The following is a 16,190-nucleotide window of genomic DNA, read 5'->3' as shown; positions in this document are numbered from 1 at the left end:
CATGATTCGAACCCGCGGGACCGTACCTCGCGGCCCCCCCGAAACAAGGAAGCGACGCCCATGGCGAAATCGGAAGTCACCAGCAAAAAGGTCTCTTCGGCAGCCTCAAAGGTGCTGAGCAGCAAGACGGCGACGAAGGCTGAAAAGTCGGTTGCAGCTTCGGCGCTCACGCAGACCGGCAGCCCAAAGGAAACAACGAGCAAGAAGGTCGCGTCGGAAGCGTCGAAAATCCTCCATGACCCGAAGTCAAGCAAGGAAGCGAAATCGGTTGCCGCTTCGGCGCTGACGCAGAAAACGAAGAAGAAGTAAAACCGCTGCCCATCTGGGCTTCGGACTGGGTCTAGGACTGGGCTTCGCTTTCGAATTGCCCTCGAGGTGGCTAGTTCATCGCCGCCTCGATGAGCTTTTTGGCGTCGTCGGAATCCCATTTCGCCGAACCCGCCAGCCGTCCGACTTCCAATCCGTCCTTGTTGATGAGGATCGTCGTCGGCATTCCGAGAAGCTTCAGGGCCATGCCCTGCTTGGCGGTCGCGTCCGAATAGAGCTTCACGTTGCCGGCTTTCAAATCGTCGAGGAATTTGCGCGACGCCTCGTAGCCCTTGCGGTCGAGGCTCAGCGCCACGACCTCGAACTTGTCGCTGCCGAGCTCCTTCTGGAGGTGGTTGAGGGCCGGCATCTCCTCGCGGCAGGGCTCGCACCAGGTCGCCCACAGATTGAGAAGGATCGTCTTGCCCTTGAAGCTTGAGAGCGTGACATCCTTTCCGGCGGCGTCCTGGAAGGTGATGTCGGGTAGCGGCTCAGGCGTCTTTTTGGTTACGAAGGCCGCCATCTCGCCGAGCTTGAACGACGACGTGCCGGACTCCCCAACGGTGGGCGGCGATATATTCTGCGCGCGGGCGCCAGAATCGTCCGAACTTCCGTTGCTTAACCCGCCTCCGATAACGTATACGGCCCCAAACCCGGCCAGCGCCGACAGCGCCACTATCCAAAGAGCCTTTTGCGGGTTTCCCGCGCCGTTCGCTGTCATTTGGTAACCTTGTTTTCTTCTCTGATACGGAGCCGCCCGTGACCGACAAGCCAGCCAACACCATGTGGGGTGGCCGTTTCGCAATGTCTCCTGCCGAGATCATGCAGGAGATAAATGCCTCAATAGGCTTCGACAAGCAGCTTGCCCCGCAGGACATTCGCGGCTCGAAGGCGCATGCGGCAATGCTCGCCGAGGCGGGCATCATAGCCAAAACCGACGCGCGCGAAATCGCAAAAGGCCTCGACAAGATCAAGGCCGAGATCGACGCGGGCACGTTCGAGTTCTCGCGCGCGCTCGAAGACGTCCATATGAACGTCGAAAACCGTCTGAAAGAGCTGATCGGTCCGGCGGCGGGGCGGCTGCATACCGCACGCTCGCGGAACGATCAGGTCGCGACGGATTTCCGGCTCTTCGTGCGCGACGCCATCGACGGCATCGACGCGGCTTTGGAAAACGTGCAGCAGGCGCTCGCCGAGAAGGCCGAGGCGCATGCGGCGACCGTCATGCCGGGCTTCACGCATCTGCAACCTGCGCAACCGGTGACCTTCGGCCATCATCTGCTCGCCTATGTCGAAATGATCGCGCGCGACCGCGGCCGGTTCGCGGACGCCAGAAAGCGGCTCAATGAATCGCCGCTCGGCTCGGCCGCGCTCGCCGGTACGTCGTTCCCGATCAACCGTGAAATGACGGCGGAGGCGCTCGGCTTCGACCGGCCAATGGCGAATTCGCTCGACGGCGTCTCGGATCGCGACTTCGCGCTCGAAACCCTTGCCGCGGCGACCATCGCGGCCGTGCATTTCTCGCGCCTCGCCGAAGAGATCGTCATCTGGATGACGCCACAGTTCGGCTTCGTGAAGCTCTCCGACCGGTTTACCACCGGCTCGTCCATCATGCCGCAGAAGCGCAACCCCGACGCTGCGGAACTGGCGCGCGCCAAGGTCGGCCGCATCGCGTCGGCGTTCCAAGGCCTCGTCATCGTGATGAAGGGGCTGCCGCTCGCCTACTCGAAGGACATGCAGGAGGACAAGGAGACGACGTTCGACGCGCTCGCGAGCCTCAGACTCGTCATGGCGGCCATGGCGGGCATGATTGCGGATCTCGAACCCAACGCGGAGGCCATGCGCGCTGCCGCCGGGCGCGGCTATTCGACGGCGACCGATCTCGCGGACTGGCTCGTCCGGGAGCTCAAGATGCCGTTCCGCGAGGCGCATCACGTGACGGGCGCCATCGTGAAGGCGGCCGAAACCAAGGGCGTCGATCTCGATCAATTGAGCCTAACCGACATGCAGGCCGTCGAGCCGCGCATCACGAAAGCCGTATTTTCGGTGCTGTCTGTGGAAAATTCGGTCAAGAGCCGAACGAGCTATGGGGGAACCGCGCCACAGAACGTCGCCAAAATGGCCCGTCAGTGGCTCAAGCGGTTGGAAAAGGCGCGGGCGAAGGTCTAAAAGTCTTAGTTACATAGCCTGCCTTCCGAGCGGGCCGAACGGTTTTGGAGTGTTTTTGGCATGGCCGTGCGCCTAGGCAGCACGAAATCCTGGATCGCGGTGGCGCTCGTCGGCGCGGCTTGCGCGGGTTTTGCAGGGTGCGGCGTCAAGGGGCCTCTCGAGCCGCCTCCTGCCGCCAAGGCTGCGGGTGATGCGAAATCGCCCAATGCTCAGGCCGCCGGCCAGAATTCGGATGCGCCGCCGAAGCCACACGAGTCGTTCATTCTTGACCCGCTGTTGCGGTAAGCGGTTCGCCGAACCGGTTTTTGAACGCTCCCAGCATTTTTCGGTGACGCGGGTCTTCCTCATCCGCTAGAAGCGCTCCCATGCATCACTTTCAGTATAAGTCCGGCCTCCTTCACGCGGAGGATGTAAGCCTCGCACACATCGCGGCTGAGGTCGGAACACCCTTCTATTGCTATTCGACAGCGACCCTCGTCCGCCATTACGAGGTTTTGGCGAGGGCGTTCGCGGACCAGAACGCGCTCATCTGCTTTGCGGTCAAGGCCAACTCGAACCAGGCGGTGCTTGCTACGATGGCGCGGCTTGGCGCGGGTATGGACGTCGTCTCGGAAGGCGAACTTCGCCGTGCCCGTGCGGCCGGGGTTCCGGCATCGAAGATCATTTTCGCCGGTGTCGGCAAGACGCGGGGCGAGATGGCTTACGCGCTCGAAGAGGGCATTCACGGCTTCAACGTCGAGAGCGAGCCGGAGCTTCTGGCATTGAGCGAAGTTGCGACGTCGCTCGGCAAGACTGCGTCCATTGCTATTCGCGTCAATCCGGATGTCGATGCGAAGACGCATGCGAAAATCTCGACGGGCAAAGCCGAAAACAAGTTCGGCGTTCCTTACGAGGATGCGCGGCAGCTTTACGCCGAGGCGGCGAAGCTTCCCGGAATCAAGATTTCCGGAATTCATATGCATATCGGCAGCCAGATCACCGATCTCGCGCCGTTCCGCGATGCGTTCCGGCTGCTTGCCGATCTTGCGCGCGATTTGAAGGCCAACGGGATTGCGCTCGAGCATCTCGATATCGGTGGCGGTCTCGGCATCCCTTACCGGGGTGCGAACGACATTCCGCCGACGCCCGACGAATATGCGGCCGTCGTCAAGGAGGCGCTGGGCGGTCTCGGCCTCAAGATCATTCTCGAACCCGGCCGCATGATCGTCGGTAACGCCGGAGTGCTCGTCACGAAGGTCATCTACGTCAAGGAAGGCACCGACAAGACGTTCACGATCGTCGACGGGGCGATGAACGACTTGATCCGGCCGACGCTCTACGAGGCCTACCACGACATTTGGCCGGTCACCGAAGCGCGCTCGGACATGTCACCGATCCAGCAGGATATCGTCGGTCCGGTGTGCGAGACGGGCGATTTTCTCGCGGAGGACCGGGCGTTGCCGCCGGTCGAGCCGGGGGATCTCCTCGCGGTCATGACGGCGGGTGCCTATGGCGCGGTGATGTCATCGACCTACAACAGCCGTCTTTTGGTGCCAGAAGTGCTTGTGAACGGCGACCAATTTGCCGTCGTCCGGCCCCGCGTCAGCTATGACGATCTGATCGGCGCCGATCGCATTCCGCCTTGGATTTGAGGCGGTCGTCTCCGCTGTTTGCGCGGTGACGACACCAAGATCTGGCGATCATGCCGTGGGCAGGTCCCTCACCTGCCCATCTCGCCGAAGGCGAGCCTTCGGCTCACCTCCAAAAGCGAGCCTCCGGCTCGACGGGCATCCTCTCCCGTCCCGGGAGAGGAAAGTAGGATGCTTCGTTCGTCTTGAGCGCTTCGTCTAAGTTGCGTTGGGAGCGGTAGCAGACCTTTCCTTCTCCCATCGGGAGAAGGTGGCCGAAGGCCGGATGAGGGGACTTGATGCAGACGCGGCCCGGCTGACGCAAAGTCCCTCACCTGCCCTACGGGCATCCTCTCCCGTTCCGGGAGAGGAAAGTGAAGCTGCGATCCTCGTTGAGCGCAACTCGAGTCTTGTGACGGGAACGGTACGGGGGATTCCTTCTCCCATTGGGAGAAGGTGGCCGAAGGCCGGATGAGGGGTTCAACCTCAGCCATTCAAAAATTATTTTTGCCCGGCCTTCGACTTGCGCTTGACGCAATTGCATGTTGCACTAAATGCAAGACGTGTCGAAACGCCCGAAACCTCGAAGCATTGACGAACGCCTCGCAGCGATCTGCGAGCGTCTGGCGGAAGCGCGCAAGCTTTCCGGGTTGACGCAATCGACCGTCGCCGAAGCGATGGGACTTTCGAACAGCCAGTATTCGCGCATCGAGAACGGCGCGACAGAGATGACGCTCAGGCAATTCCTCGCCGCCTGCGAAGAGGTTCGCCTCGATCCTGCTGAGCTTTTCGCGAGTCACGTCGACACCGACGTCGCCGACCTCCAGACGCGATTGCGCGCGTCCGAGGGAAAACTGGCGGCCATTACCCGGATGCTCAAGAGCGACAAGGACATCTGGGAAAGCTGAAAAGGACGATGACATGACGGAAGCTACTCCCGAAGCCCAGTCCCCCACTCAGTCCAAAGCTCTACCGACCAAGACCGCAATCACCATGGTGCTCGACCGTTCAGGGTCGATGGAAGACTGCCGCGCCGCGACGATCGAAAGCGTGAACGCCTATCTCTCGAAGAGCCGCAACGACGACAATCTGAAGGACGCCGATTTCGAACTCGCGATTTTCGACACTGGAGCTTACGAGATCATCCGAAAATCGACGCTATCTGCGGCAGCCGATATTTCGCCGGCCGACTTCGAACCGCGCGGCGGCACGCCGCTGCTCGACGCCGTCGGCCGCGGCATTGACGGGCTCGACAAGCGCGCCGTCGACGACAAGGCCATTCTCGTCGTCGTGACGGACGGGTTGGAGAATTCGAGCCGCAAACACAGCTACGAAAGCATCAAGGCACTTCTTGACGAACGGCAGAAGAAGGGCTGGCTCGTGCTCTTCCTCGGCGCCGGACTGGAAAGCGCGCGCGAGGGCATCCGGATGGGTGTTCAAAGTGCCAACGTCGCGAGCATCGCTCTCGATGAAGAACGCTTTAGCGCCTCGATGGCGGCGATGGCCGAAGCGAATGCCCGCTATTCTGCGGCGCCCACGCCCGGCGCAAGACGGGCGTATTCCGCCAGTGCGAAGTTCTCGCCGACGCTGCGCATGGCGATGGGTGATGCCACCGGCGGCAAGGGTCTCGTCGATGACGAAGACGAGAAGGGCGGCCTAAAGAAGCTCTTCTCCCGGCGCAAAAAGCCGACTGCGGTGTCGGTGCCGCGATCGCCGGATCAGGACACATGGTCCAAGCAGCAGGGCGACGCCTGGAACGAGTAGTACAGCGCGGCTGTCACAAAAAAGAATTGCGATCGAAGGCCGGGAGAAATCTCGGCCTTTGTCGTTTTTCGGGGCCATGCGACCCGGCGTCGCCGAAGGGTGGAAAACCCCGAGTGGAAGCCCGTTCATGTTGCATTTTGTTAACGTGCGGGGGGTGGACCCCGTGCTAGCTTAGGCGGGCATGGTAGAGCCTCAAAGCAGGGATCCTGGTCCCGAGATCTCGCGGTCTTTTGCGCGCAAAGTTCGCCTCAGTACGCTTGCGCTGTTTTTCGAGCGGCTTTGGCCGCGGCTGTGGCTCGTCATCGGCTTGGCGATCGTGTTCGCCATTTTGTCGTTCGCCGGGGTCTGGCCCTACCTCGATCCGCTGATCCATAAGCTTCTGCTGGCTGCATTTGCGCTGGGCGCCGTCGCGGCCGTCGTTTACGCGGTTCGTGTGCCGTGGCCGTCACGCGATGATGCCATCCGCCGGATCGAACGCCGTTCGAACGTACCGCACCGGCCTGCGACGTCCTACGAGGACACTCTGACGTCCGGCGCGTCGGACGCCACGACGTCCGCCATCTGGCAGGCGCACCGCGAACGCCTGGCGCGGGCAATCGCGCGTCTTCGGGTTGGCCGTCCCGCTCCGAGAACCGATCGTTTCGATCCGTGGGCGGTGCGCGGGCTTCTGCTCGTCCTGCTCATTCCAGTCGCCTTGCTGGCCACGGGGAACCTCGGCGACCGGCTGGCGTCGGCTTTCCGTTTCGGCGGGGGTGAGTCCGGGCCGGCGGCCCGTGTGGATGCCTGGGTCACGCCGCCACCCTATACGGCGTTACCACCCGTGCTGCTTGCCGACGGCTCGCAGTCGGCTGGCGCCGAGACAAAAGAGCGGACCACATTTTTCGAGATTCCAGATCGAAGCCTGCTGACGCTCAGGGGCAGCGGGTTCGGCTCGGGCGGCCTATCGCTCGAAGTCTTGAGTGACGGCGCGACCGCGCCGCTCATCGTGCCGCCTGAGGCATCGAAAAGCGGGACTACCTCGAACGTCTCCGAGACGCGGTACGAAATCCGCAAATCGGCGCGCATCCGCGCCTTGTCGGGAACGCGGGAGCTCGGAGCCTGGACATTTGATGTCATTCCCGACGCGCTGCCGAAAATCGCACTGACCAAGGACATCACCGGCACGCCGCGCGGATCGATGCGCGTCTTCTACAAGGCCGAGGACGATTACGGTTTGCAGAGCGCCGAAGTTAAGGTGCTCAAGGTGGCCCCGAAGCCCGTCGATAACGCGAAGTCATGGGCGCAGCCGCCGCCGCTCACGGGGCCGCGGTTGCCGCTCGAACGGCCGCCGGTGCTAAGCCTCAAGATTCCGCGTCCCGGCGCGAAGACGGTCGATACCTCGGCGCTTCTCGACATCGGCGAGCATCCGTGGGCGGGGCAGCGCGTTCAGCTCTGGCTCGAGGCGACGGACGTCGGCGGTCAGGTCGGGCGCAGCGAGCCGATCGAAATCGTTCTGCCGTCGCGGCGCTTCAAAAATCCGCTGGCGCGCGCCGTGGTCGAGCAGCGGCGCAAACTTGCAGAAGATTCGCGCAACCGGCCTAAGGTCGTGCGTGCGCTCGATGCGCTGACCATGGAGCCGGAGGGCTTCATCAAGGACAACAGCGTCTACCTCGGTCTCAGGGCGATCTATCATCGCCTCGACCGGCAGGAAACGCGTACGGCATTGAACGAGTCGATCGATGAGCTTTGGCAGATTGCGCTGAAGATCGAGGACGGCGCGCTGTCGCAAGCCGAGCGGTCGCTGAAGGATGCGCAGGATCGCCTGTCGGATGCTATCGAGAAGGGCGACGACAAGGAAATCCAGGACGCGATGGCGGAGCTGAAGAAGCGGCTCAACGACTATCTCAACGAAATGCAGAAGAACGCCGAGAAGGAAAATCCCTCCGGCGATCAGCAGCAGCAGGACGATCAGAGTTCGGAACTCGGGCAGCAAGACCTCGACCAGATGCTGAAGGATCTGGAGAAGAGCGCGCGCGAGGGTTCACGCGATGAAGCCGAGCGGATGCTGTCGGAGATGCGGGAATTGATGGATCGTCTGCAGGCGAGCAATTCGCCGGAAGCGCGCGCGCAGCAGAAGCGCGCGCAGCAGATGATGAAGAAGCTCAACGAGCTGAGCGATCTCACCGGCAAGCAGCAGCAGTTGATGGACGACACCTTCGGGCAGCAGCGCCGTCAGGAAGGACAGGGCGGCTCGCAGGACGACCCGAACGGTCAGGGTTCGCCGAAGTCCGGCAAGGGCAAGCAAGGCCAGCAGGGCCAAGGCCGTCAGCAAGGCGGGCAAGGCGACATGCAGGCCGATCAGGAAGGCGGCGGACAGCAGGGCGAAGGCCAGCAGGGTTCGCAAGGCAAGTCCGCCGGACAGCAGCGGCGCGGCAAAGGCAGTCTGCAAGACCGTCAGGCGCAACTGCGCAACGAACTCGAGAAGCTCAAGAAGGATCTCGAGGACATGGGCGCGGGCGATCCCGACAAGCTCGGCAAGGCGCAGGACTCCATGGGCAGAGCCGAGGACGCCTTGAAGCAGGGCGATCTTGACGAAGCGGCCAATCAGCAGGGGCAGGCGCTCGAACAGATGCGTCAGAGCGCCCAGCAGATGGCCGAGCAGATGCAGAAGAATGCGCAGCAACGCCTCGGGCGCGGCGGCAATTCTCCGCGCGATCCGATGGGCCGGCCGCAGCGTGCGCAGGGGCCAGACCTCGGCACGTCTGTCAAAGTTCCCGATGCGATCGATGCGCAGCGGGCGCGGGAAATTCTCGAAGAGCTGCGCAAGCGTTCGGGCGAGAGCCGCAGGCCGCAGGATGAACTCGAATACATCGACCGGCTGCTGAAGCGGTTTTAAGCGCGGCCCAGCGAGGCCGCGAGGGCTGCCTTGGTTTCACGGCTGCGCGACTACGTTCATTAAGAACGTGTTAACGCCATCCTATATCAAATGGCCTAGGCTTTTTGATTCGGGGGCGCATCCCATGACCGCGATCGACAGCACGCACAACTACAGCAGCCGTGTGGTGGCGTTGCAGTTGCTGAGGGGCAAGTCCGACAACGGATCTTCGGGCGACGGCAAGAGCGACGACTCCACATTCATCACGTCCGAGGCGGCGCGAGCCGGTAAAGCTGCATCGGGGCCTCTCCAGCCAAAACGGCAACAACGGGAAGTCTTGGCCTTCCTTTCCTTCACGGGTTTCAAGGCAAGCTCGGACGATGTCGCTCAAGGATTGAGGAAGGTTTTTTCGGACCCCGATCTCCAGGCCGAGTTCAATGACATGGTCAAAGAGGAGATGCGGAAGGCCAAGGAAGAAACGCACGTCATGATTGCCCCGGACCAAGCGCGTCACTTCGCTTTGCGCGACGTCATCATGGCCCATCGCGAAATGTTTCCGCCGGAGGCGTTCTCCTTCAGCACCACTTTTGACGACTATGGTCGCACCGGAATGGAATCCGAAGAGATTCCGTCCGCTTCGGATATGGCCGCCAAAATCTTTGAAGGGCAGGTTGCGGACAAGCAGGCCGATTATGACGCTGCCGTTGCGGCCAAGGCCGCTAAGCCTAATCCGGACGGCGCGAAATTGGACGCGATGCAGCAGGCCGTCAGCACGCTGACGATGAACGGCCCGGCGCCGGTTGACCAAGGTATCACCGATGCCAAATCCGCCTACGCGGTTTTGACTCAAAAACTTTATCCGGACGATACCAACGGTGCGAGTGGATCGGTTGGGCACCAGACCGAACCAGCGAAAGACACATTGATCGGGACGCCGAAGTCAGCATAGGTCTTTGCCGGAACGAATAGCGCTGCACTGTCAGCGTTTGCAGTTCAGGGGGCGCCGATCCGGATAGAAAAGCGCTTCTATCGTTTCGATCAGCTGTTCGATCACGCGCATCATTGCCGTTCTCCGCTTCCGACGTTCGCTAGAGGAACGGTGCGCCTCGAGGCTACGCCGGACAAACGGCATTGCTTTACATAACGTGTAAGTTTTTGTTACATCAGGCATGGTCCGCAGACTGCCGCCGCTCAATGCTCTGAAAGCGTTCGAAGCCGCCGCGCGGCTTTCGAGCTTTTCGCGCGCGGCTATCGAACTCAACGTCACGCACGCTGCGATCAGCCGTCATGTCCGCACGCTGGAATCTCAATTTCGAACGCCCCTCTTCGAGAGGACGGGCCGGGGCGTGGTGCTGACGGAAGCCGGGCAATCTCTGGCTCAGGATTTGACGAAGGGTTTCGATCTGATCGCGGCCGCGTCGAGCCGTTTCGCGCGTCCGTCACGGCGGCGGAAGCGATTGGTGGTGACGTCGGACGTTTCGTTCGCGGCGCTCTGGCTGGTGCCGCGGCTCGGAAAGTTCACGGAGCTTCATCCGGGGATCGATATTGTCCTCGATCCGGGCCACCGGCTCGTCGATTTCGCCAAAGAGGACGTCGATCTCGGTATCCGCTTTGGTAACGGCGAATGGAGCGGTGTCGATGCACGGAAGCTCGCCGACGCGGAACTCATGCTCGTTTCCAGTCCGAAATTCCTGGCGGACAATCCTCTTGCGGCGCCGCTGGATTTGGATGGCGGCCTTCTGATCCAGGAGACTGCGAAGGAGTGCTGGAATGCGTGGCTTGCGGCGGCGGGAATTTCCGGCGTGGTTGTGCCTTCGGGTCCAACGCTCAACGGCGATCTTGCGCTGGCAGCAGCGGAAGCGGGACAAGGCTTCGCGCTCTGCGATCAGATTCAGGCGGGCGATGCGCTTCTCGCGAAGCGGCTCGTGCGTCCGTTCGATGTCGTCACGTCACGGCAGGGCTACTATCTCGTCAGCCGTGCAGGCGCGAAAACTTCGGAAGCCGCAGCCGTTTTTGAAACGTGGCTTGCCGCCGAAGTTCGGACGTTCGCAGCGAAGCTTGCTGCTTACCTCGCGCCGGCGGTTTTCGGCACGAAGCGTGTGAGGAAGCCGCCGATTACCTGATGGCTCGTCAGGCGCGCGCCAGCCCAGCCGTTCGGGGGCTCCTCGCCTTTCCACCAGCGTGAGAACTGGTTCAACATGTCGATCGGGAACCACGTTCCGTCGCGACCTGTGAGCGGGCCCCAGTAATCGGCCAACGTGAATTTGTATTCGACGAAGACGGAGCCGGTTGGTAGGCGGAACTCGAGGCCAAAGAGCGCTTGGCCGGCAGGGCCGGTGTATTGGTATTCGTAGGTTCGTGACGGGTCGGTCTTCGGATGGATTTCCGAATGCGGAAACGACAATCCGGCACCGGCACCGAAGTAGGGCGAAACAATTCCGAGCGACGGCAGACGGATCAGGCCGTTGAGCGTCAGCATGTTATGGCCGTGCGTCCATTCGAGCTTTTTGAAATAGTCTTTAGGCTTCGCCGTCGGCGGCAGCGGTTTGCCATCGAACGTGCCTTCGAAAGGCGCTTCCTCGTCGAGCGGCGCGTAAACCTTTGAATGGGTGAAGTCGATCATCGAGCCGAAGCGACCCGTGAACCAGCGTTGCAGGCGGATGCCGTAGTAGAGCGGGTTTTCGAACGGGTGCGTGTACCAGTTGACGTTCTTGATCGTGAGGTCGGTGACGCCCTTCTTCACGAGATGAAAGTCGCTCGGAACATGATAGGGCGCGCCAAGGTAGGCGCCGAAATCGGTTTCGCGGCCGGGTTGGAGGGCGGTCGAAACGGGAATGCCACCGGAGGCTCTCGACGAGGCGTTGTCACGATCGTTCGGCAGCGCGGCCGCCATGATGAGGCATCCCATCGTCGCGACTGCCGCCGCGATTTCGAGCGTTCGCCTTATGCCAGCGGGTTGCGGCCACGGCACCGACGCCGGCATGGACAGGAGGGGCGCAAAAAGGCGTTCGCGTGCGAGCATTATGGACTTCCCCCCATTTCGCCGCGCTGAAGCGGCGGCTTCCGTCGCGCTGGCAGGCGATGCAGGCACCCCTAAGGCGCATTCACCACTCGCCGTTGAGGTTTATGCGCCTCCTCCCGGCGCTTGCAAGGCATCGAGCATGCGGTTCACTGCGGCAATCTGCGGCGCATCGCGCGTGAGATACTTCGGCCCCGTGTAACCCCACCAATCCCAGCACCCTTGCGGGTTTATGGAGGAATCCGCCGTTTGTGGAAATAGGACGATGAGCCGGTTCGTATCGGCCCAACGGGCGAAGCCGGATTCCTTTATGAACGTGTCGCCGACGGCTTCGCGATTCTGCGAGCAGCCGTGGAAGGCAATATGAACGCGGCAGCCCGGCTGCTCCTTGCAGGATTTCGGAACGTAGACGACGCCGGTTTCGGCGAGTCCGGTGCTGTCGTCCTGCCGAAAGAACGGGCGTTGGTCGAAATTGATGAAATCACCGGCTGGCGTTGCGGCGCGCGGCTCGAGGCTGCCGTAGATCTGCTTGAGCAGCGCGCCGGCCTGATCGTAATTGCAATTGACGACGTAGGGCTCGCCCGAGGTTCCGCAGGCGCTGCCTTCGCCGTCTGTCACAAAGGCATGGCCGGCGGGCACGTTCGCAACGAGTTCGATGTTCGATTGGGGAACGCCGAGTTTTTCGTAGAACGTCGCCGCGTGCTGCACGATCGATGATGCGACGGTGCGGTCGGCTGTTCCCGTGAAGAGATAGATGCGGTCTCTGACGACGTCGGCGATCGGATCGATTTCGCCTTTCTCCGCGCGCTCTTTGGCCTTCGTTGCAAGTTCCTGCGGGTCGGAGACGCCCCAGACGCCGAGAAGGTCGAGCATGCAGCCGTTGACGGCTTTCGAAAGGTTCAGGATCGCGGTGCCGGTGCCCGGAAGCGTGCCGGCGAATATGCTTTCGGAGCAGCCGTAAGGTCCCCCCGCGATGATGCCGGCGCCTGCAACGCGTTTGGCGTGCGCCATCTGGAATTGTCCGGCCATGTAAGCGCCGGATGAAATACCCGAGACGGAGGTTTCGTCGGTCTTGGCACCGAGCGCCGGAAGCGTTCGGCCGGATGCCGCCTTTTCCTCTGCGGACTCGTTGCAGCCGCCCGACGCCAGCGGCGCTGCAATCAGGGCGAGCACAAGCAGATATTTCCCGGTTGCGGCGCGGTGGCGTCTCATGGGCGATCGAATTCCGAATATAGGACGCGAGAAAAAGGTTCAGGAGGCAATGGCGGTGTAGCTCAGGGCCCAATCGGGTCCAACGTACCAGCAATCTGCACTATCGGCGGGCTGCTTCCAAACGAGACTTTTGACATTCTCCCAGCCGCCGCTTCTGAGGCTGCGATACAAATTCCTGATTTCGTCATTTCCGGGTTCCGGCGTCAGTCCTTCCGCGAAAACGAACGAGACCGGGCACACGGACGATGCCTCGTAACCCGCTTCGCGGCGTGTTGCCGTTATCGCGACGCCGTTCAACGAGCGGCCGTGCGAGCGGGTCGAATTCGGAATGCCGAGGGGGAAGATCATCCGTCCGCCGGGTTTAAGATTTTCGATCCAGGGGTCGGCCGGGCGGGGGATCGCGAAATTCACGTAGACGACATCGGCTTTTTCTTCGGGCCAGAAGCAGCCGTTGGCGTGCACGACGTTGACGTTCGGGCGACTGGCAAGATTTTCACGTGCTCTCACGGCGCAGGCGGCGTCGTATTCGACCGCCGTCACGCGGCCTTCCGGGCCGACGAGTTCGGAGATGATGGCCGAGTAATAGCCGGTTCCGGCGCCGATGTGGGCCACGTAATCGCCCGGGCGCGGCGCGACAACATCAAGCCAGCGCGCGTGCAGCGACGGGCTGCCGTTGTTGACGCCGCGCTCCACGTCAAGGGCGATGACGACGTCCTGGTAGACGAGCGCCGGATCATTTTCGTCAACGTCTCCACGGTACCATGGCGTCAAAATATGCCATCGGCCAATTCCGAGAAATTTTTCGCGCGACACGCTGGCGAAGGCGTTTTCGAGCCGTTCGTTGCCCGTTACGCCGGCGATGGCCAGCATCTGGCGCGCGAAGACGCGACGTAAATCTGCGAGGTTCATTTCAAGCTCCTGTCCGCGGTGTTGCGGGCGGGCTTACCTTAACCGGATCGATGCGCGGTCGGTACGGCCATTGGCATCGATCACCGTAAGCTTGGCGAAGCCTGCGCTCTCCGGCTGCCAAACGGCTTCACGGGTGTGGGCGTCGGACGGAATGGGCTTGCCGTCGACGAGCCATGTGAGCGGCAGGGCGCCGCCGTCGGCCTTGAGCACAAGGGGTTCGCCGTCGAGATCGGTTTCTGCGATCTCGGATTGGTCCGGCGGAAACGAGATCAAGACGGGCGGCTGCAGGAATTTGCCGGCAGCGGGGTCGTCGCCGGGCTCGCGCCAGCGTTTGAGCGGCGCGGGCAAGTCGGCGTTCGTACCTCTGATGACGTTGGCGGGCGCGCCGGGAAGCGGCGTGCGCGGACCGGCCAAGCGTTCGAACGCGTCGAACAGGATCGGCGCGGCGGCGCTCCGGCCCATCAGGCCCGGAATGGACGAATTGTCCGGACGTCCGACCCAGACGGCGATGACGTAGCGGCCGTCGTAGCCGATGGCCCACGCGTCGCGATAACCGTAGGAGGTGCCGGTCTTGTAGGCGAAGCGGCCGCCCTTGGCGTTGAGCGGGGGCGGCGCGTCTTTCAAAATATCGGACACGTACCACGCGGCGAGGGGCGACATCAGGCGATGCGCGTTGACGAGAGGCTTCACGTGCGTCGCTCCCCAGATCTTGCCGCGCTGATCGTAGCGATGCGTCAGCATGATGCCGTCACCGCCGCGCGCCAGGCCCGCATAAAGCTGGGTCAGTTCTTCGAGCGTCAGGCCCGTTCCGCCGAGCGCCATCGCGAGCGTCGGTTCGGACTTATCAGGAAAGCGGGCCGTCACACCGGCGCGGCGGAAGCGGCCGGCGAGTTTGCCGGGTCCGACGCGCGCCAGAACCCGTACGGCCGGGACGTTGAGCGATTGCTCGAGCGCTTCGCGGATCGAGACGGTGCCGTGATAGCCGTCGTCGAAATTCTTCGGCGCATAGGTTCCGAAGCGCACGGGCCGGTCTTCGATCAGCGTTGCGGGATGTGCGAGGCCCGCTTCAAACGCGAGACCGTAGACGAACGGCTTCAACGTGGAGCCCGGTGAGCGAACGGCCGTCGCCATGTCGACCGCGCCGTGGCGCGTCGCGTCCATGTAATCGGCGGAGCCCACTTCGGCGAGGATTTCGCCCGTCTGGTGGTCGGCAACGATGATGGCCGTGGAGACATTGTCGCCGATCGTTTGCGCTTGCTCGCGGGCAAGACGTTCGAGATTTTGCTGCAGTGGGCGGTCGAGCGTCAGCTTGATGACGCTCTCGGCGGGGTGAGCGGCTGCCTCGGTCTCGGAGAGATGCGGCGCGAGCATCGGGAAGGCGTAACGAACGGCCGGAATGCGTTCTGCCTTGGCGCGTTCGGCTTCGGCGACGGTGATGACATTTGCCGCCACGGCGCGCGTCAGCACGCGATTGCGGGCGCGGCGTGCGGCCTCGGGGTTGCGATCGAGACGGCGCATTTCGGGCGATTGCGGAAGCGCGACGAGCAGCGCGCATTCTCCGAGCGAGAGGTGTCGCGGCTCCTTGCCGAAGTAGGCGAGCGATGCCGCGCGCACGCCTTCGAGGTTGCCGCCGAACGGGGCGAGACGCAGGTAGAGCTTCAGGATCTCGGTTTTCGACAGCGTGCGCTCGAGCTCGATCGCGCGTGCCATTTGGCGGAGCTTGCCGCCGGCGGTGCGCTCGTGTTTGCCATCGAGAAGACGCGCGACCTGCATCGTGAGCGTCGAGCCGCCGGATATGAGGCGGCCGTGACGGAGCATCTGCAGGACGGCGCGCGTGACGGCTTTCGGATCGACGCCGTGGTGGCTGTAGAAGCGCTTGTCCTCGAATGCGAAGAGCATTTTCAGATAATGCGGATCGACGTCCTTCGGATCGAGAGGGAGCCGCCACTTGCCTTCGGTCGTCGTGAWGGCGCGAAGCAGGCGGTCGTCGCGATCAATGACGGTGACCGAAACCGCTTTCGCTTGCTCGAGCGGCAGCGGTCCGGCGTCGGCGAAGGCCTTCAGGTAAAGTCCGTAGGCGCTGCCGGTGCCGATCATCAGCGTCAGCGCGGCGGCAATTGCGAAGCGGCGTATCGTGAAGTGTGGGCCGGATTCCCCTCCCCCTCTGCGGGGAGGGGTTAGGGGTGGGGGGATCGTGCTCGGGCCGCTCCCCACCCCCGACCCCTCCCCGTCAAGGGGAGGGGAGAAGAGGCGGAGGTGAAGAAAACCTGAGAGTTGCCGGAGGAGAGTGGCTGATGTTGGGGGCACAACCTTATCATCACCCCCGCTCCGGCCCTCCCCCTTGCGGGGG

14 protein-coding genes are annotated in these 16,190 nt (G+C 62.7%); 9 read left to right on the top strand and 5 right to left on the bottom strand.

What is annotated here, in order from left to right:
* The first annotated feature begins 60 nt into the window (after positions 1-60).
* Positions 61-309 (top strand): hypothetical protein, encoded by a 249-nt coding sequence (locus AB4Z24_RS01710; protein ID WP_441705427.1) that lies wholly within the window; start codon positions 61-63, stop codon positions 307-309.
* Positions 310-379: 70 nt separating this feature from the next.
* Here AB4Z24_RS01710 and AB4Z24_RS01705 read toward each other — a convergent pair whose 3' ends face one another.
* Positions 380-1,027, bottom strand: coding sequence for a TlpA family protein disulfide reductase (locus AB4Z24_RS01705; protein WP_441705425.1), 648 nt, complete (start codon positions 1,025-1,027; stop codon positions 380-382).
* A 38-nt stretch (positions 1,028-1,065) separates the two neighbouring features.
* Between AB4Z24_RS01705 and argH the strand changes: the two genes are divergently transcribed.
* From argH to AB4Z24_RS01665, 8 genes are all read left to right on the top strand, one after another.
* On the top strand, positions 1,066-2,475 hold the full coding sequence (argH, locus tag AB4Z24_RS01700; RefSeq protein ID WP_441705423.1) for an argininosuccinate lyase: 1,410 nt from the start codon (positions 1,066-1,068) through the stop codon (positions 2,473-2,475).
* 60 nt (positions 2,476-2,535) lie between these two features.
* Complete coding sequence (lptM, locus tag AB4Z24_RS01695) at positions 2,536-2,760, top strand: LPS translocon maturation chaperone LptM (RefSeq protein WP_441705421.1); 225 nt, start codon at positions 2,536-2,538, stop codon at positions 2,758-2,760.
* 80 nt (positions 2,761-2,840) lie between these two features.
* Complete coding sequence (lysA, locus tag AB4Z24_RS01690) at positions 2,841-4,106, top strand: diaminopimelate decarboxylase (RefSeq protein WP_441705419.1); 1,266 nt, start codon at positions 2,841-2,843, stop codon at positions 4,104-4,106.
* A gap of 539 nt (positions 4,107-4,645) precedes the next feature.
* Positions 4,646-4,990: a helix-turn-helix domain-containing protein gene (locus AB4Z24_RS01685; RefSeq protein WP_441705417.1), complete on the top strand. Its 345-nt coding sequence runs from the start codon at positions 4,646-4,648 to the stop codon at positions 4,988-4,990.
* 13 nt (positions 4,991-5,003) lie between these two features.
* Positions 5,004-5,846 carry a vWA domain-containing protein gene (locus AB4Z24_RS01680; protein ID WP_441705415.1) on the top strand — a complete coding sequence of 281 codons (843 nt, stop codon included), beginning with the start codon at positions 5,004-5,006 and terminating at the stop codon, positions 5,844-5,846.
* Positions 5,847-6,027: 181 nt separating this feature from the next.
* Positions 6,028-8,721 (top strand): TIGR02302 family protein, encoded by a 2,694-nt coding sequence (locus tag AB4Z24_RS01675; RefSeq protein ID WP_441705413.1) that lies wholly within the window; start codon positions 6,028-6,030, stop codon positions 8,719-8,721.
* 124 nt (positions 8,722-8,845) lie between these two features.
* On the top strand, positions 8,846-9,649 hold the full coding sequence (locus AB4Z24_RS01670) for a hypothetical protein (RefSeq protein WP_441705411.1): 804 nt from the start codon (positions 8,846-8,848) through the stop codon (positions 9,647-9,649).
* 220 nt (positions 9,650-9,869) lie between these two features.
* Positions 9,870-10,823 carry a LysR substrate-binding domain-containing protein gene (locus AB4Z24_RS01665; RefSeq protein WP_441705410.1) on the top strand — a complete coding sequence of 318 codons (954 nt, stop codon included), beginning with the start codon at positions 9,870-9,872 and terminating at the stop codon, positions 10,821-10,823.
* On the opposite strand, the gene AB4Z24_RS01660 is transcribed toward AB4Z24_RS01665, so the two are convergent.
* The 4 genes from AB4Z24_RS01660 to pbpC all read right to left on the bottom strand — a co-directional run bounded on the left by AB4Z24_RS01660 (position 10,766) and on the right by pbpC (position 15,937).
* Complete coding sequence (locus AB4Z24_RS01660) at positions 10,766-11,722, bottom strand: hypothetical protein (RefSeq protein WP_441705408.1); 957 nt, start codon at positions 11,720-11,722, stop codon at positions 10,766-10,768. The two genes, AB4Z24_RS01665 and AB4Z24_RS01660, sit on opposite strands and share 58 nt — an antisense overlap.
* A gap of 102 nt (positions 11,723-11,824) precedes the next feature.
* On the bottom strand, positions 11,825-12,931 hold the full coding sequence (locus tag AB4Z24_RS01655; protein WP_441705407.1) for an extracellular catalytic domain type 2 short-chain-length polyhydroxyalkanoate depolymerase: 1,107 nt from the start codon (positions 12,929-12,931) through the stop codon (positions 11,825-11,827).
* 39 nt (positions 12,932-12,970) lie between these two features.
* On the bottom strand, positions 12,971-13,840 hold the full coding sequence (locus AB4Z24_RS01650; protein WP_441705405.1) for a protein-L-isoaspartate O-methyltransferase family protein: 870 nt from the start codon (positions 13,838-13,840) through the stop codon (positions 12,971-12,973).
* Between the two features lie 33 nt (positions 13,841-13,873).
* Positions 13,874-15,937 (bottom strand): penicillin-binding protein 1C, encoded by a 2,064-nt coding sequence (pbpC, locus tag AB4Z24_RS01645; RefSeq protein WP_441706049.1) that lies wholly within the window; start codon positions 15,935-15,937, stop codon positions 13,874-13,876.
* Positions 15,938-16,190 lie beyond the last annotated feature (253 nt).

This window comes from Hyphomicrobium sp. 2TAF46 (assembly GCF_052114865.1).
Taxonomy (GTDB): Bacteria; Pseudomonadota; Alphaproteobacteria; order Rhizobiales; family Hyphomicrobiaceae; genus Hyphomicrobium_B.
Note: the sequence above shows the minus strand (reverse complement) of the source record. Positions and strands in the feature narration are given on the sequence as shown.

Bases quoted from the DNA above. Each gene is read 5' to 3' on its own strand.
- AB4Z24_RS01670 (WP_441705411.1), top strand. From the start codon at position 8,846: ATGACCGCGATCGACAGCACGCACAACTACAGCAGCCGTGTGGTGGCG.
- lysA (WP_441705419.1), top strand. From the start codon at position 2,841: ATGCATCACTTTCAGTATAAGTCCGGCCTCCTTCACGCGGAGGATGTA.
- AB4Z24_RS01650 (WP_441705405.1), bottom strand. From the start codon at position 13,840: ATGAACCTCGCAGATTTACGTCGCGTCTTCGCGCGCCAGATGCTGGCC.
- lptM (WP_441705421.1), top strand. From the start codon at position 2,536: ATGGCCGTGCGCCTAGGCAGCACGAAATCCTGGATCGCGGTGGCGCTC.
- AB4Z24_RS01705 (WP_441705425.1), bottom strand. From the start codon at position 1,027: ATGACAGCGAACGGCGCGGGAAACCCGCAAAAGGCTCTTTGGATAGTG.
- AB4Z24_RS01655 (WP_441705407.1), bottom strand. From the start codon at position 12,931: ATGAGACGCCACCGCGCCGCAACCGGGAAATATCTGCTTGTGCTCGCC.
- AB4Z24_RS01675 (WP_441705413.1), top strand. From the start codon at position 6,028: ATGGTAGAGCCTCAAAGCAGGGATCCTGGTCCCGAGATCTCGCGGTCT.
- AB4Z24_RS01665 (WP_441705410.1), top strand. From the start codon at position 9,870: ATGGTCCGCAGACTGCCGCCGCTCAATGCTCTGAAAGCGTTCGAAGCC.
- AB4Z24_RS01710 (WP_441705427.1), top strand. From the start codon at position 61: ATGGCGAAATCGGAAGTCACCAGCAAAAAGGTCTCTTCGGCAGCCTCA.
- AB4Z24_RS01680 (WP_441705415.1), top strand. From the start codon at position 5,004: ATGACGGAAGCTACTCCCGAAGCCCAGTCCCCCACTCAGTCCAAAGCT.
- AB4Z24_RS01660 (WP_441705408.1), bottom strand. From the start codon at position 11,722: ATGCTCGCACGCGAACGCCTTTTTGCGCCCCTCCTGTCCATGCCGGCG.